This window comes from uncultured Roseovarius sp. (genome assembly GCF_947489715.1).
Classification (GTDB): domain Bacteria; phylum Pseudomonadota; class Alphaproteobacteria; order Rhodobacterales; family Rhodobacteraceae; genus Roseovarius.
Map to the genome: position 1 here is coordinate 188,757 of NZ_CANLER010000004.1, position 21,407 is coordinate 210,163.

The 21,407-nt window shown below is 59.0% G+C and carries 25 protein-coding genes; 9 read left to right on the forward strand and 16 right to left on the reverse strand.

Annotated elements, in window-relative coordinates; translation table 11 throughout:
• Window positions 1-149: 149 nt before the first annotated feature.
• Complete coding sequence (locus Q1B27_RS12630; protein WP_299848064.1) at window positions 150-1,169, reverse strand: ribose-phosphate pyrophosphokinase; 1,020 nt, start codon at window positions 1,167-1,169, stop codon at window positions 150-152.
• Window positions 1,170-1,276: 107 nt separating this feature from the next.
• On the opposite strand from Q1B27_RS12630, the gene Q1B27_RS12635 reads away from it, so the two are divergent.
• The gene (locus Q1B27_RS12635; RefSeq protein ID WP_299848066.1) at window positions 1,277-1,876 is read left to right on the forward strand and encodes a 2-hydroxychromene-2-carboxylate isomerase; all 600 of its coding nucleotides are present in this window, start codon (window positions 1,277-1,279) and stop codon (window positions 1,874-1,876) included.
• Window positions 1,877-1,879: 3 nt separating this feature from the next.
• A complete protein-coding gene (locus tag Q1B27_RS12640) occupies window positions 1,880-2,680 on the forward strand; it encodes an alpha/beta hydrolase (protein WP_299848068.1) in 801 nt (266 codons plus the stop codon).
• 68 nt (window positions 2,681-2,748) lie between these two features.
• Here Q1B27_RS12640 and Q1B27_RS12645 read toward each other — a convergent pair whose 3' ends face one another.
• The 8 genes from Q1B27_RS12645 to Q1B27_RS12680 form a co-directional block, all read right to left on the reverse strand.
• On the reverse strand, window positions 2,749-3,375 hold the full coding sequence (locus Q1B27_RS12645; protein WP_299848071.1) for a LysE family translocator: 627 nt from the start codon (window positions 3,373-3,375) through the stop codon (window positions 2,749-2,751).
• A gap of 327 nt (window positions 3,376-3,702) precedes the next feature.
• Window positions 3,703-4,746 carry a low specificity L-threonine aldolase gene (locus Q1B27_RS12650; protein WP_299848073.1) on the reverse strand — a complete coding sequence of 348 codons (1,044 nt, stop codon included), beginning with the start codon at window positions 4,744-4,746 and terminating at the stop codon, window positions 3,703-3,705.
• Entirely contained in the window at window positions 4,747-5,217 is a 471-nt protein-coding gene (locus Q1B27_RS12655) for a YcgN family cysteine cluster protein (RefSeq protein WP_299848075.1), read from the reverse strand.
• Window positions 5,214-6,152, reverse strand: coding sequence for a bifunctional riboflavin kinase/FAD synthetase (locus Q1B27_RS12660; protein WP_299848077.1), 939 nt, complete (start codon window positions 6,150-6,152; stop codon window positions 5,214-5,216). Before Q1B27_RS12660 ends, Q1B27_RS12655 begins: the two co-directional genes overlap by 4 nt.
• A 103-nt stretch (window positions 6,153-6,255) precedes the next feature.
• Entirely contained in the window at window positions 6,256-6,627 is a 372-nt protein-coding gene (locus tag Q1B27_RS12665; protein WP_299848080.1) for a hypothetical protein, read from the reverse strand.
• Window positions 6,628-6,760: 133 nt separating this feature from the next.
• Window positions 6,761-7,204: a MaoC family dehydratase gene (locus Q1B27_RS12670; protein WP_299848082.1), complete on the reverse strand. Its 444-nt coding sequence runs from the start codon at window positions 7,202-7,204 to the stop codon at window positions 6,761-6,763.
• Window positions 7,205-7,307: 103 nt separating this feature from the next.
• Entirely contained in the window at window positions 7,308-8,180 is an 873-nt protein-coding gene (locus tag Q1B27_RS12675; RefSeq protein WP_299848085.1) for a TIGR01459 family HAD-type hydrolase, read from the reverse strand.
• 219 nt (window positions 8,181-8,399) lie between these two features.
• Window positions 8,400-9,224: a LysR family transcriptional regulator gene (locus Q1B27_RS12680; RefSeq protein WP_299848087.1), complete on the reverse strand. Its 825-nt coding sequence runs from the start codon at window positions 9,222-9,224 to the stop codon at window positions 8,400-8,402.
• Between the two features lie 100 nt (window positions 9,225-9,324).
• Here Q1B27_RS12680 and Q1B27_RS12685 point away from each other — a divergent pair, with 100 nt between their 5' ends.
• The 5 genes from Q1B27_RS12685 (at window position 9,325) to Q1B27_RS12705 (ending at window position 12,745) form a co-directional block, all read left to right on the forward strand.
• Window positions 9,325-10,365, forward strand: a complete 1,041-nt coding sequence (locus tag Q1B27_RS12685) for an LLM class flavin-dependent oxidoreductase (protein WP_299848091.1) — start codon at window positions 9,325-9,327, stop codon at window positions 10,363-10,365.
• Entirely contained in the window at window positions 10,362-10,850 is a 489-nt protein-coding gene (locus Q1B27_RS12690) for a flavin reductase family protein (protein WP_299848094.1), read from the forward strand. Before Q1B27_RS12685 ends, Q1B27_RS12690 begins: the two co-directional genes overlap by 4 nt.
• Before the next feature lie 11 nt (window positions 10,851-10,861).
• Window positions 10,862-11,056, forward strand: coding sequence for a 2-hydroxymuconate tautomerase (locus Q1B27_RS12695; protein WP_299848096.1), 195 nt, complete (start codon window positions 10,862-10,864; stop codon window positions 11,054-11,056).
• A 9-nt stretch (window positions 11,057-11,065) separates the two neighbouring features.
• Window positions 11,066-11,845, forward strand: a complete 780-nt coding sequence (locus tag Q1B27_RS12700) for an alpha/beta fold hydrolase (protein ID WP_299848098.1) — start codon at window positions 11,066-11,068, stop codon at window positions 11,843-11,845.
• Window positions 11,846-11,917: 72 nt separating this feature from the next.
• Window positions 11,918-12,745 carry a phytanoyl-CoA dioxygenase family protein gene (locus Q1B27_RS12705; protein WP_299848101.1) on the forward strand — a complete coding sequence of 276 codons (828 nt, stop codon included), beginning with the start codon at window positions 11,918-11,920 and terminating at the stop codon, window positions 12,743-12,745.
• A 67-nt stretch (window positions 12,746-12,812) separates the two neighbouring features.
• Here Q1B27_RS12705 and Q1B27_RS12710 read toward each other — a convergent pair whose 3' ends face one another.
• Complete coding sequence (locus Q1B27_RS12710; protein WP_299848103.1) at window positions 12,813-13,733, reverse strand: manganese-dependent inorganic pyrophosphatase; 921 nt, start codon at window positions 13,731-13,733, stop codon at window positions 12,813-12,815.
• Between the two features lie 212 nt (window positions 13,734-13,945).
• Here Q1B27_RS12710 and Q1B27_RS12715 point away from each other — a divergent pair, with 212 nt between their 5' ends.
• Window positions 13,946-14,314, forward strand: a complete 369-nt coding sequence (locus Q1B27_RS12715) for a diacylglycerol kinase (protein ID WP_299848105.1) — start codon at window positions 13,946-13,948, stop codon at window positions 14,312-14,314.
• Window positions 14,315-14,794: 480 nt separating this feature from the next.
• On the opposite strand, the gene Q1B27_RS12720 is transcribed toward Q1B27_RS12715, so the two are convergent.
• Window positions 14,795-15,481, reverse strand: coding sequence for a response regulator transcription factor (locus Q1B27_RS12720; protein ID WP_299848107.1), 687 nt, complete (start codon window positions 15,479-15,481; stop codon window positions 14,795-14,797).
• Window positions 15,482-15,643: 162 nt separating this feature from the next.
• Here Q1B27_RS12720 and ribA point away from each other — a divergent pair, with 162 nt between their 5' ends.
• The gene (gene ribA, locus Q1B27_RS12725) at window positions 15,644-16,735 is read left to right on the forward strand and encodes a GTP cyclohydrolase II (protein WP_299848108.1); all 1,092 of its coding nucleotides are present in this window, start codon (window positions 15,644-15,646) and stop codon (window positions 16,733-16,735) included.
• Window positions 16,736-16,760: 25 nt separating this feature from the next.
• On the opposite strand, the gene Q1B27_RS12730 is transcribed toward ribA, so the two are convergent.
• From Q1B27_RS12730 to Q1B27_RS12750, 5 genes are all read right to left on the reverse strand, one after another.
• Complete coding sequence (locus Q1B27_RS12730; RefSeq protein ID WP_299848109.1) at window positions 16,761-17,456, reverse strand: ABC transporter ATP-binding protein; 696 nt, start codon at window positions 17,454-17,456, stop codon at window positions 16,761-16,763.
• Window positions 17,456-18,163, reverse strand: coding sequence for an ABC transporter ATP-binding protein (locus Q1B27_RS12735; RefSeq protein WP_299848110.1), 708 nt, complete (start codon window positions 18,161-18,163; stop codon window positions 17,456-17,458). Before Q1B27_RS12735 ends, Q1B27_RS12730 begins: the two co-directional genes overlap by 1 nt.
• On the reverse strand, window positions 18,160-19,104 hold the full coding sequence (locus tag Q1B27_RS12740) for a branched-chain amino acid ABC transporter permease (RefSeq protein ID WP_299848111.1): 945 nt from the start codon (window positions 19,102-19,104) through the stop codon (window positions 18,160-18,162). The genes Q1B27_RS12735 and Q1B27_RS12740 overlap by 4 nt, the downstream gene beginning before the upstream one ends.
• A complete protein-coding gene (locus Q1B27_RS12745) occupies window positions 19,101-20,027 on the reverse strand; it encodes a branched-chain amino acid ABC transporter permease (protein WP_299848330.1) in 927 nt (308 codons plus the stop codon). The genes Q1B27_RS12740 and Q1B27_RS12745 overlap by 4 nt, the downstream gene beginning before the upstream one ends.
• Before the next feature lie 96 nt (window positions 20,028-20,123).
• Window positions 20,124-21,365: an MFS transporter gene (locus Q1B27_RS12750; protein WP_299848112.1), complete on the reverse strand. Its 1,242-nt coding sequence runs from the start codon at window positions 21,363-21,365 to the stop codon at window positions 20,124-20,126.
• Window positions 21,366-21,407 lie beyond the last annotated feature (42 nt).

Sequence of the window (21,407 nt, forward strand, 5' to 3'; positions counted from 1 at the left end):
TTGCCACGAAGCGGCGGAGGGTGCCAGCGGGTTCGTGACATCTGCTGACAGGAGTTTGGCAAAAGGCGCTGATGAACCTCTGGCAGGCATGGTGTTACGGGCGCGCGGCGACGCATCCGGACGGCGTGGCAGCTTTGATCGCTAATCGATCACTCGGCGGCGTAGAGCCCCTCGTAGATCGGGCCAAGCGTTTCGGTGTCAAAAAGCGATGAGACCGACGTGCCGTTCCAGATGTTGAGGATGGCCTGCGCAAAGACCGGTGCCGTGGGCACGATGCGGATATTGGGCGCGGCGTCGATCGTGTCACGCGGCGCGATCGTATCGGTCAGGACCAGCGATTTCATCACCGATTTCGTCACCCGCTCCACTGCGGGCCCGGACATGACACCATGCGTGATGTAGGAATGCACCTCGGACGCGCCATTGTCCATCAGCACCTCGGCCGCCTTGCAGAGCGTTCCGGCCGTATCCACCATGTCGTCCACGATGATGCACTTCTTGCCCTTCACGTCGCCGATCACGGTCATTTCCGCCACTTCGCCGGGCTTTTCACGGCGCTTGTCGACGATGCTCAGCGGCGCGTTGATCCGCTTGGCCAGTTCGCGGGCGCGGGCCACGCCCCCCACATCGGGCGAGACGATCATGATATCGCTCATCGAATCCTTGAACATTTTCTTGATATCCAGGGCAAAGACCGGCGAGGCATAAAGGTTGTCCACTGGAATATCGAAGAACCCCTGAATCTGCGCCGCATGCAGATCCATCGTCAGAACCCGCTCGATGCCCGCCTCGACGATCATGTTTGCCACCAGCTTGGCCGAAATTGGCGTGCGCGCGCGTGACCGTCGATCCTGCCGCGCGTAGCCGAAATAGGGGATGACGGCCGTGATGCGCTGCGCCGAGGAACGCCGGAGCGCGTCGGACATGATCAGAAGCTCCATCAGGTTGTCATTAGCCGGGTTCGAGGTCGGCTGGATGATGAACATATCCTCGCCGCGCACATTCTCGTAAACCTCGACGAAAATCTCACCATCATTGAACCGTTCGACCCGCGCATCACAAAGGCCCACCGTGGTGCCCCGATGCATCGACATCCGCCGTGCAATCGCCTTGGCAAGCGGCATGTTGGCATTGCCCGAGATAAGTTTCGGCTCTGGTCTGGATGGCATGTCTGGCTTCCCCAAGGTGGTCTTTGATGACAGAATCGTGACGTTGACACCGCTTAGCATGCGCTTAGGGTCTGGCAAAGCTATGCCATCGCATGAAGGGGGTAAAAATGCTGCATATCGACTATTATTTCTCGACCTTGTCACCCTCTGCCTATCTGGCGGGCACCCGGCTGGAGGAAATCGCGGCAAAACACGGCGCGACGATCACCTATAAGCCGCTCGACATCATGTCGCTTTTTGCCCGCACCGGCGGCGTGCCACTGGGCGAGAGGCACCCGAACCGGCAGGCATACCGCGCCCAGGACATGGCGCGGCAGGCAAAGCGGTTGGGCATGCCGATCAACGTCAAACCCGCCTTCTGGCCGCCCAATCCTGCGCCCTCGTCCTACGCGATCATCTCGGCGCAGAATGCCGGGGGTGGTGATCTGGGGGCGCTGTCGCATGCGGTGCTGCGCGCGCTCTGGGTCGAAGAGAAGGACATCGCCGACGACAGCGTGATCCGCGATTGTCTGTCAGCGGCGGGGTTCGATCCCACGCTGGCCGATAGTGGCTTGCTGACCGGCGCCGAGACCTATGCCGCCAATCTCGAAGAGGCGGTGAATGCCGGTGTTTTCGGTGCGCCGTTCTACGTGGCCGATAGCGGGCAGATGTTCTGGGGGCAGGACCGGCTGGACGATCTGGATGCGCATCTGGCAGGCGATTGCTAAGCAATGCCAAAGGCGCTCAAGGCGGGGTTTGAAACCTACTGGAAAAGCTATGGTCAGGGGCCGCGTGCGGCGCTGATGATCCATTGCTCGCTGGCCTCTTCGGCAGCGTGGGGGCCGCTGGCAGGGCACCTGTCGGGCGCGCTCGACATGACCGCTTTTGACATGCCCGGGCATGGCCGCAGCGCCGCCTGGGATGACCGCGGTGAAATCCAGGGCGTGACCGCTGACATCGCGGCGGCGTTTCTGGAGGGGCCGACGGATGTGATCGGCCATTCCTTCGGCGCGACCGTGGCGCTCAGGCTGGCGGTTGAGCGGCCCGAACTGGTGCGCACGCTGACCCTGATCGAACCTGTTCTTATTGCCGTTGCACTGGCCGACCGGCCGGATGTGGCGCGCGACCACGCGATCGAATCCGCAGATTTCGAGGCTGCGATGATCGCCGCCGATCACATGGCAGCCGCCCGCGCCTTTACCGGGCTCTGGAGCACGGGGTTGCCCTTCGACGCGCTGCCCGATGATCAGCAGAAACTCATGGCTGCGCAGATGCCGTTTGTCGGCGCGGGCGAGCCTGCGCTTTTTCACGACGCCGGGCAGATCCTTGCACCTGAAAGATTATCGCGCGTGTCGATGCCGGTCTTGCTGATCGACGGCAGCGCCACGCTCGAAATCGTCAGCGTGATCTGTGACGGGCTGCATCAACGCCTGCCACATGCAAGCCGCGCTGTGATCATGGGGGCGGGCCATATGCTACCGATCACCCATGCGCAGCAGACAGGTCATGAAATATTGCGCTTTCTGGCTTAGAGCGTTTCCAGTTTTTGTTGAAACAAGCGATTCAATGTGAACTGGAAACGCTTTAGGTCGCGATCTCGTCAACGCTCTTGCAGCGCCAGGCGAACCCCAAGCGCGCAATAGATACTGCCAACGACTTTGCCCTGCCACCTCAGAACGGTCGGGTTGCGTCGCAGGAAACGCCCAAGACCACCGGCACCGAAAGCAAACACCACGGTGCTGAGCAGCCCCATCAGAACAAAGACTAGACCCAGTATCGAAAGTTGCAGCAGGACCATGCCGTTCTCGGGGTGCACGAATTGCGGCAGGAAGGCCAGAAAAAAGAGCGCTGTTTTCGGATTCAGCACTTCAGCCAGTATTGCCTGCCGAAACGCTTTCACGGGCGTGATCGCCAGATGGCCAGCGCCGGGATCGGGGTGCGATTTCTGAAATATGGCCCGCAGCCCGAGATAGACCAGATACCCCGCCCCAAGGAATTTTATGACACTGAAAAGCAGGGCAGAGGTGGCGATTATGGCCGAAATACCGACCACGGCCATGAACGTGTGGATCAAATCTCCGGCTGCAATGCCTGCTCCGGTGGCAAGCCCCGCCCTTGTGCCTGAACTGGTGGCGCGGGCGATGGTCAGAAGCGTGGCAGGCCCGGGGATAAAGACAAACCCCAGAACGATGGCGGTATAGGTCATCAGCGTCGTTTGATCGATCAATGTGCTGTCCTTCCCGAAGAAATATGATCCGGATCAGGCGACAGATCGCTGTCAAATGCAAGCCACAAGGCAAAGGCCATTGGTTTGTCAGATGCGTGGCCTGCGCATTCTTACCGCGCAGGGCTGGTACGTCACGGTCCGAAATCTCGTGCGTTCGCCCTGTTAACCCGGCGAATTACCGATTTTCACACCGACGTAATACCGACAAAATACCGACGTTATACCGACATGGAATTTCAAGCGTTTTCAGCATGTTAACCCGATTCTCCTTGGTTTTTGGCGGCGTCGGTGTTTCGGCAGACGAAATCCGCGCATTCCGCCAGTGGATCAGCCCTTCGCGATTTCAAGAAACTGGTCGATCAGCGCGTCTGTCATCGACCAGTCACAGACCAGCCGCATCGGCAGCGCCTCGGCCGGGTCATCGCCCTTGAGCGGGGCCATCAGCCCATAGGCCGCACCGGCATCATGCAGTCGCTGATGGGTGGCGCGGGGCAGGGTGGCGAAGATCATGTTGGCCTGTGGATCGTTCTGAAATTCCGCACCGGGCACCTCGCGCAGACCCGCTGTCAGCCGCGCGCAGGCGGCGTTGGCGGTCTTGGCGGTCTCGCGCCACAGCCCGTCGCGCAGATACCCCAGCATCTGCGCCGACAGGTAGCGGTGTTTGGAAAACAGATGCGCCGCGCGTTTGCGACGCAGCTCGAACTCCCACGCATGTTTCGGATCGAAAAACACCACCGCCTCGACGCCCATGCACCCGTTCTTGGTGCCCCCAAAACTAAGCACGTCGATACCCGCCCGCCAAGTCATCTCGGCGGGTGTGCAATCCAAGGCCGCCAGCGCATTGGCAAACCGGGCACCATCCATATGGACCGGCAGGCGGTAGGTCTTGGCAAGGCTGGTCAGGGTATTGATTTCATTCAGGGAATAGACATGCCCCATCTCTGTCACCTGGGTGATCGACACCGGCCCACGCTGCGATACATGCACATCGCCATAGGTCCAGCTTTCAATCCGCGCGGCCAGTTGCTCGGGCGTCATCCGATCGCTTTCGCCGACAAGGCTTAGCTTTGCGCCACCGGTAAAGAACTCGGGCGCATGGCATTCATCGGTGTGGACATGAGCCAGCGGCGTGCAAAAGATCGTCTGCCAGGGATGCGCCAGCGTCGACAGCGCCAGCGCATTGGCCGCCGTGCCTGTGGCCACCAGATAGACCGCCGCGTCAGGGGCTTCGAACGCGCTGCGGATCAGGCTGCGAACCTCTGCCATCATCTGATCTTCGCCATAGGACGGCTGGTAGCCGGTATTGGCCTCGGTCACCGCCTTGAGGACGGCAGGAAGGGCGGGGCCGGTGTTGTCAGAGGCGAAATACATCTAAACAGGTTCCTCGATAATGTGGTTTTCCCAGTCGTCTTCATCGACCTCGAATTCAGGCACAGTGCGATGCTGCATCGACACGCCCGCATCATGCACGGTCTGCGGGTCGCCCGAAATCAAAGGATGCCAGTCAAACAGCGTTTGGCCGGTCCAGAGCAGTTTGTAGGCGCAGGTTTCGGGGATCCAATAGAGGTTTTGATCCATATTCTTAGGGCTGAGCACCACGCATTCCGGCACAAATTGATGGCGTGTCGGATATTGCGTGCAACGGCAATTGTCATCTTCGAACAGGCGGCAGGCAATGCAGGTCAGCGCAACCTCGCCGCTGTCCTCGTCCTCCAGCTTGTTCATGCAGCATTTGCCACAGCCGTCACACAGCGCCTCCCATTCCTTCTGGGTCATGCGGTCCGGGCGCACGGTTTCCCAGAAGCGCGGGCGCAGGCCGGTTCGGTCGATCGGATCTTTCATGCGCCCGCCAGAATGTCCCGCGCACGGGCGCAGTCGGCATCCATCTGGGCGATAAAGGCTTCAAGGCTCTCGAACGTTTCTTCAGGGCGCAGATATTCGACCAGCGCCACCGACAGGTCGGCACCGTAGAGATCGCCGGAGAAATCGAAAATAAAGGTTTCCAGATTAGGAATTTCACCGTTGAACATCGGGCGTACTCCCAGGCTGGCCGCGCCCCGGTAACTGCCCTTGTGCGGCCCGTCCAGGACATCGACAAACACCGCGTAGACGCCGAATTTGGGCGGGTGAAGCCCCTCGATGGACATGTTGGTGGTGGGATAGCCCAACTCGCGACCGCGCTGTTCACCTCCGACCACCGGGCCTTCGATCCGGTGCCAATGGCCCAGCATCGCCGCCGCATCGTCCGGGCGGCCTTCGCTGAGCGCGGTTCGGATCGCAGTGGACGAAACCTGCCCCTGCTGGCCCTCAAGCAGCTCGGTGATGGTAACGCCAAAGCCCATCTCGGCACCGAACTCCTGAAGGTGGTTGGCATTGCCTGCCCGGCCTTTGCCAAAACAGAAATCGGCACCGACGACAACATGGGTCAGTCCCAATCCGTCATGGATCACGTTCTGGGCGAATTCGCGGGGCGACAGGGCCGAAAGGGCGGCGTTGAAATTCAATTCGTAGAGCCGTTGAACGCCAAGTTTTTCCAACCGGTGCGCGCGTGCTTCGGGACCCATCAGGCGGAAGGGGCGCGCATCGGGGGCAAAATATTCGCGCGGGTGCGGCTCGAAGGTTAGGATACCAAGCGGGGCATTGTCGGCGTCGGCGGCTTTGCGAGCCAGGTCGATCACGGTCCGGTGGCCGATATGAACCCCGTCGAAATTGCCGATCGCCACGCTGGCGCCACGGTCGGACGGGTCAAGATAGTCATAGTCACGGATGATGCGCATGGGGCAGGGGTAGCGTCCCGTGCGGTCCTGTGCAAGCGTGTTGGTGACGGGGCCGGGCGCTGCACTGCTTTTGGATAAAGCGCGCTGCAACGCCCGTCAGATTTCATTCCGCCGGCTGGGTCGGCATATCGGATTTATGCGAGGCGATCACGAGGCAGACAGCGGCGCCGTTCAGCCAATAGAATATGGCGTCAAGACCGGTGAACCCGAAGAGGAAAGGCGCGGCAAGGAAGGTCAGGCCGACGACCAGATCAACGGCCATATGCACATAATAGGGGATCACCCTTATCAGACCCAGGTGGTGATCTGTCAGAACTGTCAGCAGGAACGCGGCGATACCGGTGACAACCGAGAGCCAGAATGCCATTGGATGTGTGCTTCCCAGATCAAGCAGAAAGGGCAGCCCGATCAGGGCCAGCGCGACGGGGTAGTCAAGGTAAGCGTGAATATGTTTGGTGACGAATTTTGCGGGCATGATGGCCTCCTGATTTGTCGGTTGTGGTGACAAACAGATAGGCCATTTCAGTTGTACGATTAATGATGGTTCGTGCAATTAAGCGCGCAGATCGTTCAAAGCGCGGGTAAGGTTCCGGATTGCAGGGTTGAGCTCAGTCAAATTTACCCGAGGGTGCCAGCACAGTCGCCTCACCGATCAGGACTTTCTTGCCGTTAACCATGCAGCGGCAATCCAGTTGGACGCGGCGCTTGCCATGATCAATGCCAATGACCTCGACCTGCGCTTCGACCATGTCGCCAGGGCGCACCGGGGCCAGGAACTTAAGCGTCTGGCCCATGTAGACGGTGCCGTGACCGGGCAATTGCTCTCCGATGACGGCCGAGATCAGGCCCGCGGTCAGCATGCCGTGGGCGATGCGTCCCTCGAATATCGTGTCGCGCGCATAATCGTCGTCCAGATGTACCGGGTTGTGGTCGGTCGAGACCTCGGCGAACATCTCGATATCCTTGTCGGTCACCACTTTGCGCAGAGACCGCGTCATGCCCATCTCGATTTGTTCGATGGTGATGGTTCCGCGCGGCATATTATCCAACATTCGACCCTCCAGTCAGATCCGGCGCGCAATTTTCTGATGTGCCGGCGTCAAAAGTTGGAACTTTATTACTTTGCAGTTGCAGAAAATCAAGTCTTTTCTGGCATTATCGTAAATGGCCAATCGTATAGGTCGGCGTGTAATTTTTGCTTTCAAGATAAGCTCTTAGCGCTTCTTCATCTGGTTGCTGCGACGTTTTGGTTTCCATCGCGGCTAGCCCGCCAGAGATGAAAAGGCTGTCGATGTCCTCACCCATGGCGCCCGCGATGTCTGTCAGGATGCCATCTCCGATGGCCAAAATGGCCGCCGAATCGATATCCTTGCCAAGACTTGTCAGACGGCGGCGCGCCAGATCATAGATCGGCGGGTGGGGTTTGCCGAAATAGAGGCTTTCACCGCCCATTTCGGTGTAAAGCTTGGCCAGCGCCCCGGCGCACCATTCACGGTGATCACCTCGATCCACGACGATATCGGGATTTGCACAAAGCAGCTTGAGGCCTTTTTGTTTGGCATACAGAAAATCCGGGCGCATCGTGGCAGGATCGGCGGACGCATCAAAAGGGCCGGCGCAGACAATGCCTTCTGCCTCGCTCAACGGTACCGGAACAACTTTGACGGGGTTTTCAACGATCCTGATCGGTTCGAAAATCTTGTGATCGTCTTCCTTGCCGATGAAATAGACGTTTTTCCCTACGACACCGCGAAACATTGCGGCCCGGGCACTGTCACCGGAGGTGGCGATGGTATCCCAGCAATCCCGCGGCACACCGATCTGACCAAGCTGAATTTCGACCCGATCGCGGGCGCGCGGTGAATTCGTGACCAGGACCACCCGGCCGCCATTGGCGCGGTAGGATTGCAGGGCAGAAACGGCGCTAGGGAAGGGGGTAATACCGTTATGTACACAGCCCCAGAGGTCGACAAAAAGCGCCTCGTAGCGGTTGGAAATCTCGGACAGGGACTGAATGATCTGGGTCATATCCGTATCTATGGCAGGCAAAAGTTGAATTTGCCAGTGTGATCAACCGGCTGTTTCTGAAAGGAGTTCGCTTGCGCTTACGCGTTGAAGTCTTGCGTTCAAGGCACGCAGCCTTTGGGGGCGTCCCCCAAACCCCCGGATTGCTTTGACGGTGCCAGAATGATCTGTGACGCCGAAGTTGCGCGGCGCGTCAGGGGTATGCGCCTTTGCAGGCGCGGGTCAGTTCTTGGGGTCGGCCAGCCAGGGAAAGGTCGCCTCGGAAGACTTTCGCCAGCTTAGATGCGTGCGGCGGGTGAATTCCGGTGTGCCTGAGATTTTGTGCAGCTGACCTGCCGCGACATGGTTCTTGATCAGGCGCTCCGGCAGGTAGGCTGAGCCACCATGCGCCAGAAGATGCGCCAAAGCCCAATCCGGATTGGAATGGGCAACCGCTGCGGTTTCATCAGCTGGCAGGATCTGGGCGTGCTGCGCGCGGATGGCAGGACCGTAGTCGACGTAGATATAATCTCGGTCCCGGGATTTATGATGTGTCTTGTGGGGGGTCACATGCACCAGGCGGTCGGTCAAAAGTTCCCGGCTTTCGAGACCTGGATCGTTCAACGGTTCGGGCAGTAAGGCTGCGTCGCTGAGCCCGCTTTGCAGCCAGCGGGCAGCGTCGCTGCTCAGGCCGGTCCAAACCTCGATGGCCGTCTCGATCTGGCGGGACCTCAGGGCTGCAATCCACTCTTCGCCCAATCCGGTCCAGAGCGATGGATGGCAGACAAAGCTGAACAACCGCGTCACCCCTCGTGGCAGGCTGGAGCGTGCACGAGCGTTTTCCCAACTGCGCACGATCACCTCGGCCTGTTCCAGGAAGGCGAAACCGGGCTTGGTGAGGCTGGCGCCTTTGCGGGATCGGGTGAGCAGTTTTGCCCCTAGCGCCTGTTCCAGAGTGTCCAGCCGGGCAGTCACGGCAGATTGGGTCACGTTCAACTGGTCCGCCGCGCGATTGAGATTGCCGGTGCGGACCACGGTCAGGAATGTCTGGATGGCGCTGATATTCATGCGGCGATAATGCAAAATATTTTATACTTAGGATAGATTAAATCCGTTTTCCTAATTCATGCTTTTCTGCCATCTTGCCTGCGCGACAGGAGTAGCGGCAATGGAATTCAGTCTTCAGCTTTCGGCGGATTATCCGGACAAATCCTATGGTGGCGATCGTGTCTATGCGGACATGCTGGATCAGGCCATGCTGGGGGACCGGTTGGGGTTTGATGCGGTTTCGATCACCGAACATCACCTTATGAATTGCCTGATGATGCCCGCGCCGTTGCAGTTTGCCGTCAAGATTGCCGCGCATACCAGCCGTATCAAGATCATGACCTCGATCGTCGTTCTGCCCTTGCATGACATGCGCAGCTATGCCGGTGAGGTTGTCGTCGCCGATATCTTTACCGAGGGCCGTTTGCTCTTGGGTGTTGGACGTGGTGCTTTTGCTTACGAGATGGAGCGATTGGGTGTGCCGATGGGCGAAACCCAGGCGCGGTTCAATGAATCACTTGACGTGTTACAGGCGCTTCTGACCCGCGAAGAGGTCAGTTGGGACGGGACTTACTATCAGTTCGAGCCGCTGACGATCATGCCGCGCCCGGTCCGGCCGATCTCGATGATGATGGCGGTGATGAACCCTGAAGGGATTTACCATTGCACCAAGCGCGGTTTCCACATCCAGACCACGCCATTGTCGGGCAATCATCAGTTGCTGCTGGACCAGGTGGGCGGCTTCAATAGGGCAAAGGATGAAATGGGCGCTGATGGTGAACATCTGACCCTGACCTTGAGCCGGGTGGCGCATATGGCCAAGACCGACGCTGAACGGCGACGCAAGATAGAGATGGCCTACCACTACTACAGTCGGTTTGATAATGTCTTTACCGGCCCCGGTATCGTGGATAACGGTATGGTCAGAGAGCTGCCGCGCGATCAGACGGTGGAAGAGCTGGGAGAAAGCCTTTTGATTTGCACGCCGCAAGAGATGATTGACAAGCTGGGCCCCTATGCCGAGCTGGGGATCGACCGGGTTATTCTGAGCATGAATTTCGGCCTGGAGGCGCCCGAGACGCTGGATGCTATCCAGTGCTTTGCCGAAGAGGTGATGCCGCATTTCACCGGTCGCCCGGCAATTCAGGAGGCCGCGCAATGAAACTGGCGCGTCAGGCCTTCATCACCGCGATGCGCAAGGTCGCCTCGACCGTCACCGTGGTCACAACCGACGGCCCGGCGGGTCAATCGGGCGCCACGGTCAGCGCGTTTTCGTCGCTAAGTGCGGATCCGCCTTCGGTTCTGGTCTGCCTCAAGGCCGATAGCCGGATCGCGCAGGCGGTCAAGGATAACGGCGTCTTTTGCGTCAATATACTGAGCGAAGATGCCGTCGAACTGGCCAATCGCTTTGCCGGTGCCTTTGATCAGACCAAACCAAACCGGTTCGAGGGGCTGGAGGTTACCAATACAGACGAAGGACCCATTTTGCCGCGCGCGACGTCCTTTGCCTGTTCGTTGAACCGCACGGTCATTCATGGCAGCCATGCGATTTGTATCGGTGACGTCACCGGTATTTCCGATGCGGGGGAACAACCTTTGACCTACATGAGCGGCGCATTTCACGTGGTGCGCCCAAAATCTGAATAAGGGGCTGGGCCATGCCGATCATCCGGGTTGAAATGTTCAAGGGACGCAGTGTTGAGCAGAAGCGCGCGCTGGTGCGCGATCTGACCGACGCGTTTATCGGGGCGGCCGGTGGCAACCCTGAAAGCGTTCATGTTGTGATCACCGATGTCGACAAATCCGACTGGGGATCGGGCGGGCAGCTGAGTTCGGACAAATTTCCGGATTAGGGGCTGGCGATGAATACTGTCATTGATTGCGAATACACGGTTCAGGGTGATGGCCCACCGCTCTTTCTAATCCACGGCATTGGGGCCGCGCGCAACACCTGGGCCAAGGCACTGCCGGTGCTGATCCCGCATTTCACCGTGATCACCTATGACCTGCGCGGTCATGGTGCCTCAGCCATGCCAACGGGTGAATTTGGCCTCGACGAACTGGTGGATGACCTGGAACGGGTACGTGAGCGCACAGGATTCGAAACCGCACATTTCGCCGGGCATTCGCTGGGCGGGATGATTGGGCCTGCCTACGCACGCAAATTCCCAGATCGGGTGAAATCACTTGGCCTTTTGTCCACCGCGGCCTTTCGGACCGAAGATGATAGCGCCAAGGTCTGCGGCGTCGTGCGTGCAATGGAAGAAAAGGGCATTCCGCAGGTGCTGGGCACGCTGACGGATCGCTGGTTCACGGATGGCTTCATCAGCGCACATGCGGATGTGGTTGAGCGGCGATTGCAACAAGTGGTTGATACCGATCCGGATGTCTTTCTGAACGTGTTTCGCATCTATGCGGGTACTGAAATGGCCCCTTGGTTGCATGAGGTTAACGCCCCCTCATTGGTGCTAACGGGTGAAAACGATGGCGGGTGCAACCCGCGTTTGAACCGATTGATTGACAAGGCATTGCCGAATTCCGAACTGGTTATTTTACCGGAACTCAAACACTCGCTCTTGCTCGAAGCGGGGGACCAGGTGGCCGCGCATCTGGTGCGGTTCATAAACGCCCTGACGGAATGACGCTTTTGGAATAGACTGTACGGTCAAACCGGTGGCTTCATGGCCCTGTATTCCATTGCGGGAGAGGGGATTATGGGCAAAAAACTGACAGAAGCACAGATCGAGGCATATCATCGCGACGGTTTCGTTGCCCCGGTTGATATCTTTTCCGAAGACGAGGCCGCGCGCCTTCGCAAAGCACTTGAAGAGGCCGAAGCAAAATGGCCCGAAGCCTTTGTCGGTGCTGCGCGCAACAACGCGCACCTGAACCTGATGTGTCTTGATGAAATCGTCCATAATTCGGGCCTTGTGGATGCTGCCGAAGATCTGGTGGGACCGAACATCCTGAACTACGGCACCGTCCTGTTCATCAAGGAACCGCACGATCCGGGGTTTGTCAGTTGGCATCAGGACGCGCGCTACATGGGGCTTGAGCCGCATGTTGGCGTGACCGCCTGGGTGGCGCTTTCCGACGCCAATGATCAAAGCGGTTGCATGCGGATGATCCCGGGCAGTCATAAGGAATTGCAGGCCCATGACGATACCTTCGGCGAGGACAATATCCTGACCCGCGGACAAGAAGTGCGCGATGTGGACGAAAGCAAGGCGATCTCGACGCCACTCAGGCCCGGTCAGGCCTCGTTTCACAGCGCACGGGTAATCCACAGCTCGCAACCGAACCAAAGCGATGATCGGCGCATCGGGTTCGTGATCCAACCCTATATGCCGCCGCATGTCGAACAGACAATCGTGCCGACCTATGCGCAGCTTGTGCGCGGTGAAGACCCCCATGGCAATTTCAAGCGCGCCGGGCGACCCAAGCAGGACATGGCGCCCGAGGATCTGGCGTTGCGCGACAAGGTAAACGAGACCTGGGCCGATATCCTCTATCACGGGGCTGAAAAGCGCCGCGATTTCTAACTGGACAATTGCAACGAAAAAGGCCCGCGCGTCTTTGCACGGGCCCTTTCAATCGGCTGTGATGGGATCAGACCACCAGGTTCGGAATGATCTGTTTCTTGCGGCTCATCATGCCCGGCAGAACAACCGCATCGCCCGAGACGGTGGCACCAAAGGATTTCTCGGCCACGGATTTCACCAGATCGTTAGGCACCAGCAGGGTGGCTTCTTCGTTCAGAATATCGACCACGAACAGTAGCACCTGATCAACGCCGTCCTCGGCCGCGACACTTGTCATGCTGTCCATAAGGCTGGCCTTGCGGTCCAGAACCGTGGCAGGCGCAGTGGTTTCCAGAACGCTGACGCGGAACTTGGTATCGCCTACGCCATATTCCTTGCTGTCCATGCGCAGCAATTCCGCGTCGGAGAACGCGGAGACATCTGATTTGGCGGCAAACATCTCGGCGGCGTATTCGGTGACGTTGATACCCAGTTCAGCGGCCAGTTTCTCGGCGACGGCGCGGTCATGATCGGTTGTGGTCGGGCTGCGGAATTCCAGCGTATCGGAAAGGATGCAGGTCAGCGCCGCACCCTTGGCCCAATCGGGCATGCGGGCAGCATCGTCGCCCATCAGATCCACAATGATGGTCGCGGTACAGGCCAGCGGGCGGATGGTGATATCAATCGGACCTTTTGTTTCCAAGCCACCAACCAGCTTGTGATGGTCGATGATCGCCTGCACATCGGCATTATTGATGTTCTCGGGTAATTCGGCCGGGTTGTTGGTGTCGACGATTACACAGGCCTGACCTTCTTCCACCTCCGCGATAATCTGCGGTTTTGGCAAGTCCCAGCGGTTCAGCATGAAGGCGGCTTCGGTATTGGGTTCGCCCAGCAGAACCGCCTCAGCATTGCCGCCCTTCATTTCATTGAGATACCAGGCCCAGAGGATGGGAGAGCCGGTAGAATCCGTGTCGGGCGATTTGTGGCCAAAGACAAGCGTGGTCATGGAGAGAATCCTGTGCAATTCCTGAATTTTCGCGCCTTATAAGCGGCCTGACGCGGCTTGTCACTATTTATGCTGCAATGCGGCATTGCAGTTTGTGCAATGCAGGGTTTTCCGGGCACAAGATTTCGTATCGACAGGTTATTTTACCACACCTAGAGTGCAGGTGAAGCACATAGCAATTGGGGACAAGAGCCGCTTTGGGACATCAGCCATTGAAAGGGTTCGCGCGGTTAAGCGCCGCTTACCGCAACTCCAAGACCGGATTTGGTGACATATGGCGCGGGGAAGAAGCCTTCCGTCTGGAATTCATCATCTTCCTGATCTCGGTTCCAGCGGCTTTCTGGCTGACCGAGCGCCCGATCGCGGCGGGTATCCTGATTGCCTCGGTACTTTTGGTGCTGGTGGTGGAGGTTCTGAACAGCGCGATCGAAGCTGTCGTGGACCGGATCGGCCCCGAACGCCACGAATTATCACGTATGGCCAAGGATTTTGGATCGCTTGCGGTCTTGTTGACGGCATTCATACCGGGCATTTTATGGCTTTGCGCGATATACGCGAAACTCACCGGTCAGGTGTTCTGAACCGGCCCTGCGCCATAGCTAGGCAAAACCCTCACCGTTGCAGGTTGCACAACGCCTTGTCTTGGCGCCAAAACATCCGGCACACCGATTTGCCAGGGGTTTGCCATACGCATCCTTGCCACCCGGAACCTGTCCCGTCCCGCCACAAATCTCACATGGCGCGCGGCCCGATCCGTGACAACGGTGGCAGCGCCGCTTGACATGCTGCATCGGTTTTCTGCCTGGTGTGTCGTTCCCCATCGGCCAAATCTTTTTCAGCGTTTCCAACTGATATCAGACCACAAGAGAGTGTTTCTGTCACCTTTTTCAAAGCTGTGCCGACCCGCGGCCCGCAATTTCCCCCAAAAAAAGACCCCGGTCGATGCCGGGGTCAGTCCAACAGGGAGGTGCATATGATGACCCGCATATGCAACGGGATGTCGGTCTGATCCTAACAGCGGGACAGCGGATCAGACATTGATCTTGGTCAAGGCGCGGGTTTCACGCCAACAACCGATATCCACCGGATTCTGTTACCAACAGGCGCGCGTTAGAGGGATCGGGCTCGATCTTTTGGCGCAGTCGGTAGATATGCGTTTCAAGAGTGTGAGTGGTGACGCCCGCATTATACCCCCAGACCTCGTGCAGCAGCACGTCGCGCGGCACAACGCCTTCGGTCGAGCGGTAGAGAAACTTGAGAATGTTAGTTTCTTTCTCGGTCAGGCGGACTTTCTTGTCATCCTGCGTTTCAAGCATCTTCATCGCCGGTTTGAACGTATACGGCCCCAGCTGGAAAACCGCGTCTTCGGATTGCTCATGCTGGCGCAACTGTGCGCGGACACGGGCCAGAAGGACCGGGAATTTAAACGGTTTGGTGACATAATCATTGGCACCGGCATCCAGTCCAAGGATGGTATCAGCATCGCCATCATGGCCTGTCAGCATCATGATGGGGGATTTGACGCCCTGTTTGCGCATCAACCGGCACAATTCGCGCCCATCGGTGTCCGGCAGGCCCACATCCAAGATCACCAGATCATAAATGGCATCCTTGGCCTTGGTCATCGCCTCGGACCCATTGCTGGCTTCGAAAACGTCAAAATCTTCGGTCATCACCAGCTGTTCGCTGAGTGCCTCGCGCAGATCCTCATCATCGTCGACCAGCAGTATCTTTTTAAGTTGTCCCATCGGGCAATCCCTTGCGCTGTTTTCAGGAAGATGCGGTACTAACGGCCACCAAACAAGGTCTGCTACAGTAAAATCACGGCCACGTGTTGCGGCGCGAGGGAATGTTTCATTCCATTTCAAAAGACTGTAGGTCTGGCGAGACAAATTGGATGAGGGAAAGCCATGAGCCTGGCACCTGACAACACCGAAATCCTGGCCCGCGCGCGGGCTGACCTGCGCATGGGCGTGCCGATCGTGCTGACGGATGATCAGGGTGCGGCGCTGGTGCTGGCGGCGGAAACGCTGGACGCTCAGCGTCTGGCAGATGTGCGCGCGTTGGGCAACGACCTAGTGTTGGCCATCACCGCGCGGCGCGCTGAGACGTTGAAAGCGCGCGCCTATGACGGTGATCTGGCGCGGATAGAGGTGCCGACAGATGCAACCCTGCCTTGGGTATTGGGCGTGGCTGATCCGGCCGACGATCTGAAAACCCCAATGAAGGGACCGCTGATTTCCGCACGCGACGGATCGGCGGACCTGCACCGCATCGCTCTGAAATTGACCAAGGCCGCGCGTTTGTTGCCCGCGGCGCTGATGTTGCCCCTGACCGGTGCCGAAGATTTCGTGGCGACCCATGCGCTGACCAGCGTGGATGCCGCCCAAGCCCTGCCGCTTTTGGAGATGACAAGCCCATTGCACCCGGTTGTCAGTGCGCGGTTGCCGCTGGAGGTCAGCGAAGCGGGCCGCCTGCATGTTTTCCGGCCCGAGGATGGCGGGGAAGAGCATTATGCCATCGAAATCGGCAAGCCTGCACGCGACAAACCGGTCCTGGCGCGACTGCACTCCGCCTGCTTCACCGGGGATCTGATGGGGAGCCTGAAATGCGATTGCGGTCCGCAGTTGCGCGGCGCATTGGCGCAGATGGGTGCGGCGGGTCAGGGCTTGCTGCTCTATCTCAATCAGGAAGGGCGCGGTATCGGCCTGGCCAACAAAATGCGCGCTTACAGCCTGCAGGACCAGGGCTTTGACACGGTCGCTGCCAATCACAGGCTGGGGTTCGAGGATGACGAGCGCGATTTTCGCATCGGCGCTCATATCCTCAAGACGATGGGCTTCAGTGCGGTGCGGCTTCTGACCAACAACCCCTCAAAGATCGCGATGATGGAGGCCAACGATATTTCCGTCATCGAAAGGGTACCGCTGCAAGTGGGCGAGAATGCCCATAACCGCGCCTACCTGGCCACCAAGGCCGCGAAATCCGGACACCTTTTGTAAGGCGCTTGCGCCGGGAACATCAGGGTCAGACGCCAATATACCGTTCAACGATGCTGTGATCCTGCCGCAGGGTTTCGGCAGGGACGACCGCGCCGCCCTGACCGTTTTCGATAAACGCAACACGGTCCGCCACGGACAAAACCGCATCCACCCGTTGTTCGACCAGAAGGACAGCCACACCCGTCGCCCGCATCTGCACGATGACCTGGCGGATGGCCTCGATCATCGACGGCTGCAACCCCTCTGTCGGCTCATCCAACAGCAACACTTTGGGTCGCAGACAAAGGGCGCGGGCGGTCGCTAGCATTTGCTGTTCGCCACCTGAAAGCGTTTCAGCCCGCTGGCGATACCGTTCGCGCAGCCGCGGAAAAAGCGTCAGAACCTCTTCCAGCGTGTCCTGTCCGCTTTTCCGCGTACGCAATCCAATTTCAAGGTTTTGCGCCACGCTCAGACCGGTGAACAATCGGCGTCCCTGCGGCACATATCCGATGCCCCGGCGCGGGACCTCATGCGGCGGCAGTTGGCCGACATCCTGACCGTCCAATGTGATCTGGCCCGACATCAGCGGCAAAAGGCCCATGATGGTTTTCATCGTCGTGGTCTTGCCGGCTCCATTGCGGCCCAGCAGGCACAGGATTTCACCGCTTTCAACGGTCAGGCTCAGATCTCGCAAGATCTGCGCCCGGCCATAGCCCGAGTTGATCTTGTCAAGCTGCAGCATCAGCCCGTCCCCAAATATGCTGCCTGAACCGACGTTTCGGCGCGGATTTCCTCGGGCGATCCTTCGGCAAGAACTTCGCCAAAATTCAGCACTGTCACCTGATCGGCGGTTTCCATCACCACATTCATATTGTGCTCGATCAACAGGATTGTTGTCTTTCCCGCCAGGTCACGGACCAGTTTCTTGAACCCGGTGATTTCGGCGTCGGTCAAGCCCTGCGTCGGTTCATCAAGGATCAGAAGGCGGGGGCGTTGCACCAGCCCCATCGCGATCTCCAGCAGGCGCTGGTGGCCATACGCCAAATCGCCCGCCTCGGTATCGATCAAAGATTGCAGACCAACTCGTTCCAGCGCCTCATGCGTGGCCTCAATCACCGCGGCACCTTTCAGGTGGCGGCGCGCGGCAAGCGCCACGTTCTCTCCTGCGGGCAACCGTTCGAAAACCGAAGTGATCTGAAACGTATAGGCCATACCCCGTCTGATACGTGCATGCGCCGGCAGGGCCGTGACATTCGCCGCATCGAAAAAGACCTGCCCGGATGACGGCGCGATGCGTCCGCTGATCATGCTGACAAGCGTGGTTTTGCCCGCCCCATTCGGTCCGATCAATGCGCGCACCTGCCCGGCGGGAACATCCATCGACACATTGCGCACCGCTTGCAGCCCGTCGAAATGCTTGGATAGCTCATGGGTGGACAGCAGGTTCATGGCAGCCACCGCCAGATGCGGTTACGCAATTCTCCGACCAGTCCTTGTGGCGCGAAAAGGGTGAGAAGAACCAGCACCACGCCCGCAATCAGCATATAGGCGCTGGTCAGGCCAGAGCTGAGGTCGATCAGGTAGAACATGAAAAGTGTGCCAATGAACGGCCCCAATATGGTGCCCGCACCGCCCAACAGCACCCAAAGCAGCGGAAAGATAGAATATTGCACGCTGGCAAAGCTGGCCCCCGCATAGCCGAAAAGAAGACCATAAGCCGCGCCCGCCGCCGCCGAGAGGGTGCCCGACACGATCATGGCCACAAGCTTGTGCACAAAGATATCATAGCCCAGCATGCGCACGCGCTCTTCGTTTTCGCGGATGGCGACAAGGGTTTTGCCAAACGGGTGGCGCACCAGCCAGAGCGAAACCGCAAGACAGGTGGCAAAGAGGATCAGCGCGGCAAAGTAACGGTTCGTAGCGTCTGACAGGTCGATACCCCAAAGCATGCGCTGCGCCTGCTGAATGACAAACCCCTCGTCCCCACGTGTGTATTCGCCGAAATAAAGTACCGTCAGATAACCCGCCTGCGCGAACATCAGCGTGACGATCATAAAGGCGACACCCACCGTACGCAGCGCCAGCAGGGCCAGCGCGGCCGATACCACCGCACCGGCGGCGATCCCGGCCAGCAATGCGGGGGCGACGGACAGGCCAAGATGCTGAATGCCCAGCCCCATGCCATACATGCCCGCCGCGAAAAACAGCGCATGCCCAAGGCTGAGCAACCCGGTATAGCCAAAAAGGATATTGTAGCCGATAGCGTAGCTGGCCAGCACCATGATCCGTGCCAGGTTGCCGTGGTGATAGGCAGGCAGCACGAATTGCAGCGCGAAAAGCAGCACCAGTAACCCGCCATGAAGCGCGATGATCTTGGCCTTCGCGCTCATTTGCCGGACGATCCTGTCAACCCGCCGGGCTTGAACACCAGCACCAAACCCACCAGCAGCGTTGCCAGAATCTTGGCCAGCGTGGGTGAGAAAAAGACCGAGATGATGCCATCCGAAAGACCAATCAGAATGGCCGCCAGCACCGTCCCCGGCAAGCTGCCAAGCCCGCCGATGATGACCACGATGAAGCTGAGCAACAATGGATCACCCCCCATCAGGTAATGCGCCTGCTGGATGGGCACGATCAACACCGCTGCCAGGGCCGCCAGTGCCGCGCCAAGGCCAAATACAAGCGCATAGATACGCTCAACCGGGATGCCGAACGCCAATGCCATTTCGCGATCCGTCTGCGTGGCACGCATGACCAGCCCGATGCGCGTGCGTTTCATCAGCACCCAGACGCCCAGCAGAACCGTCATTGCCGCGCCGATCACAGCCAGCTTGTACGAGGTCGTGCCCAGCCCCCAGGGCCAGATCATCTGCCACCCGTTTTCGCCATTCTCGAACCAGGGGATCGCCAGCCGCGTATTGAACGGGGCCTCAACTGGGCGGGCCTCGGGGCCATAGGTCATCAACGTCAGTTGCTGGATGATATAGAGCAGACCGATGGTGGCGACGATCGTGCGTTCGGGATCGTAATCCAGACGTTTGAGGATGGTCATGTCGGCCGCAACGGCAATCGCCCCGACGACCAGCGGTGCCACGACAAGCGCCACGGCAAAGCCAAGGGCAGGATGCCCGCCCATACTATGGGCGATCCACCAGGCGATGACCGCGCCCAGCATGAAAAACTCACCATGCGCGATGTTGACCACGCGCATCACGCCAAAGACCAGCGACAGCCCGACGGCGGTCAACGCCAGTACGGCGGCGGTGACAGCTCCTTCAAGCGAGGCGAGTATCAGATAGGGGCCAAGTTCCATTCTGCACATAGGCATGCCCCGAGCGTGAACGGGGGGCAAGCCCGTTGCGCCGCTTGGCCGGCATTTTCTTGGTCAACGTGGCCATGGCGCGCGCGCTCAGCTCTGCTCGGACGGCTCGATTGCAATCCGCCGGGCCCAGAACAGCAAAGCGATCAGGGCGATGATACCGATTGCAACATACCAACCCAAAACGCGCTGCAGTTCGGCATAGGCCATCTGACCGGCATGGGACGTCGACAAGGACGCAAGGTAAAGCGACCCTGCAAAAAGCAACCGCGCGCAGAAACTGCGAAGAGAAAGGTATGTCGCGCGGCTCTCATCTGCCAACAGGGGCTGTGTTCGTGCCAGGATGAAGGGTTGCGATAGGGAATTCGGCACCATCCGGAAAAACAGAAGCGCGATAGCATAAAGGCTGTTGGTAATCGCCAGTACGGCGACCAGTGCGACCTGCATGGCAAATGCCAGCGTTAGGATCGCACGCAATCCGATGGCATGGCGCAGGCGCAGTGCGATCATCGACGTGGCAATCGACAAAAGCATCATCAGCGCCGATGTTGCCCCGCTGACCACCGGCGCCTGCGGGGCAAGGCCCGCACCTTCCAGCGCCTCCAGGATAAAGGGCTGGCCGAAAACAAAGGGAAGGTGGCTGAAACCATACATCAGCACGCTCAGCACAAAGAGCCAGGTCAACACCGGTTGCGTCAGGGCGGGTCTGAGAGAGGCTAGTCGCATCCATTCCGACCCCTGCGGCACCCTTTCATCGCGGTGCGGTGGCTCGCGGAACTTTGCCGCAATCACCAGCACACCCAGGCCCGCCAGGGCACTGGTGACAAAGGGCAGCGTTTCGCTGAAATACGACATCACCCCGCCCAGCACCGCCGAAACCGCCAGCGCAGTGAAGGAAAACCGCCAGGCCCTGAGTTCCTGCGCCTCGATCTGGTCCTGTTGTTCGCTGGCGGCAAGGGATTCGAACAATAACGCACTATCCGTCCCGGAATTGAACGCGGTGCTGGCACCCAGGAAAATCTGCGCCAGGGCAAAGACCATAAATGCGTCACCCAGGCTGAGCAGCGACGCGCCGATCAAACCCGCAGCACCCGAGGCGATCAGCGTAAACCGTCGTCCGATCCGGTCGGACATATAGCCCGATGGCACCTCCAGCACAGTGGTGCCGATATCGTAGAGCGCATAGAGCAGGATCGCCTCGGACGCCGACAGCCTGTTCTGGAAGAATAGAAACCAGACCGCCTGCCAGAAAACCAAATTGCGCCCAAACTGGTACCACGGATAGAGACTGACGTTTCTGGCGGCTTTCTCTTTTGTGGCGTGGCTGGTCATGCTGCGCGTCCCTCATGGGCTTTCGCCCGCTGGGGACCATCA

Coding starts and splice junctions, on each gene's coding strand:
- Q1B27_RS12630 (WP_299848064.1), bottom strand. CDS start 1,169: ATGCCATCCAGACCAGAGCCGAAACTTATCTCGGGCAATGCCAACATG.
- Q1B27_RS12635 (WP_299848066.1), top strand. CDS start 1,277: ATGCTGCATATCGACTATTATTTCTCGACCTTGTCACCCTCTGCCTAT.
- Q1B27_RS12640 (WP_299848068.1), top strand. CDS start 1,880: ATGCCAAAGGCGCTCAAGGCGGGGTTTGAAACCTACTGGAAAAGCTAT.
- Q1B27_RS12650 (WP_299848073.1), bottom strand. CDS start 4,746: ATGTATTTCGCCTCTGACAACACCGGCCCCGCCCTTCCTGCCGTCCTC.
- Q1B27_RS12655 (WP_299848075.1), bottom strand. CDS start 5,217: ATGAAAGATCCGATCGACCGAACCGGCCTGCGCCCGCGCTTCTGGGAA.
- Q1B27_RS12660 (WP_299848077.1), bottom strand. CDS start 6,152: ATGCGCATCATCCGTGACTATGACTATCTTGACCCGTCCGACCGTGGC.
- Q1B27_RS12665 (WP_299848080.1), bottom strand. CDS start 6,627: ATGCCCGCAAAATTCGTCACCAAACATATTCACGCTTACCTTGACTAC.
- Q1B27_RS12670 (WP_299848082.1), bottom strand. CDS start 7,204: ATGTTGGATAATATGCCGCGCGGAACCATCACCATCGAACAAATCGAG.
- Q1B27_RS12675 (WP_299848085.1), bottom strand. CDS start 8,180: ATGACCCAGATCATTCAGTCCCTGTCCGAGATTTCCAACCGCTACGAG.
- Q1B27_RS12680 (WP_299848087.1), bottom strand. CDS start 9,224: ATGAATATCAGCGCCATCCAGACATTCCTGACCGTGGTCCGCACCGGC.
- Q1B27_RS12685 (WP_299848091.1), top strand. CDS start 9,325: ATGGAATTCAGTCTTCAGCTTTCGGCGGATTATCCGGACAAATCCTAT.
- Q1B27_RS12690 (WP_299848094.1), top strand. CDS start 10,362: ATGAAACTGGCGCGTCAGGCCTTCATCACCGCGATGCGCAAGGTCGCC.
- Q1B27_RS12695 (WP_299848096.1), top strand. CDS start 10,862: ATGCCGATCATCCGGGTTGAAATGTTCAAGGGACGCAGTGTTGAGCAG.
- Q1B27_RS12700 (WP_299848098.1), top strand. CDS start 11,066: ATGAATACTGTCATTGATTGCGAATACACGGTTCAGGGTGATGGCCCA.
- Q1B27_RS12705 (WP_299848101.1), top strand. CDS start 11,918: ATGGGCAAAAAACTGACAGAAGCACAGATCGAGGCATATCATCGCGAC.
- Q1B27_RS12710 (WP_299848103.1), bottom strand. CDS start 13,733: ATGACCACGCTTGTCTTTGGCCACAAATCGCCCGACACGGATTCTACC.
- Q1B27_RS12720 (WP_299848107.1), bottom strand. CDS start 15,481: ATGGGACAACTTAAAAAGATACTGCTGGTCGACGATGATGAGGATCTG.
- ribA (WP_299848108.1), top strand. CDS start 15,644: ATGAGCCTGGCACCTGACAACACCGAAATCCTGGCCCGCGCGCGGGCT.
- Q1B27_RS12730 (WP_299848109.1), bottom strand. CDS start 17,456: ATGCTGCAGCTTGACAAGATCAACTCGGGCTATGGCCGGGCGCAGATC.
- Q1B27_RS12735 (WP_299848110.1), bottom strand. CDS start 18,163: ATGAACCTGCTGTCCACCCATGAGCTATCCAAGCATTTCGACGGGCTG.
- Q1B27_RS12740 (WP_299848111.1), bottom strand. CDS start 19,104: ATGAGCGCGAAGGCCAAGATCATCGCGCTTCATGGCGGGTTACTGGTG.
- Q1B27_RS12745 (WP_299848330.1), bottom strand. CDS start 20,027: ATGGAACTTGGCCCCTATCTGATACTCGCCTCGCTTGAAGGAGCTGTC.
- Q1B27_RS12750 (WP_299848112.1), bottom strand. CDS start 21,365: ATGACCAGCCACGCCACAAAAGAGAAAGCCGCCAGAAACGTCAGTCTC.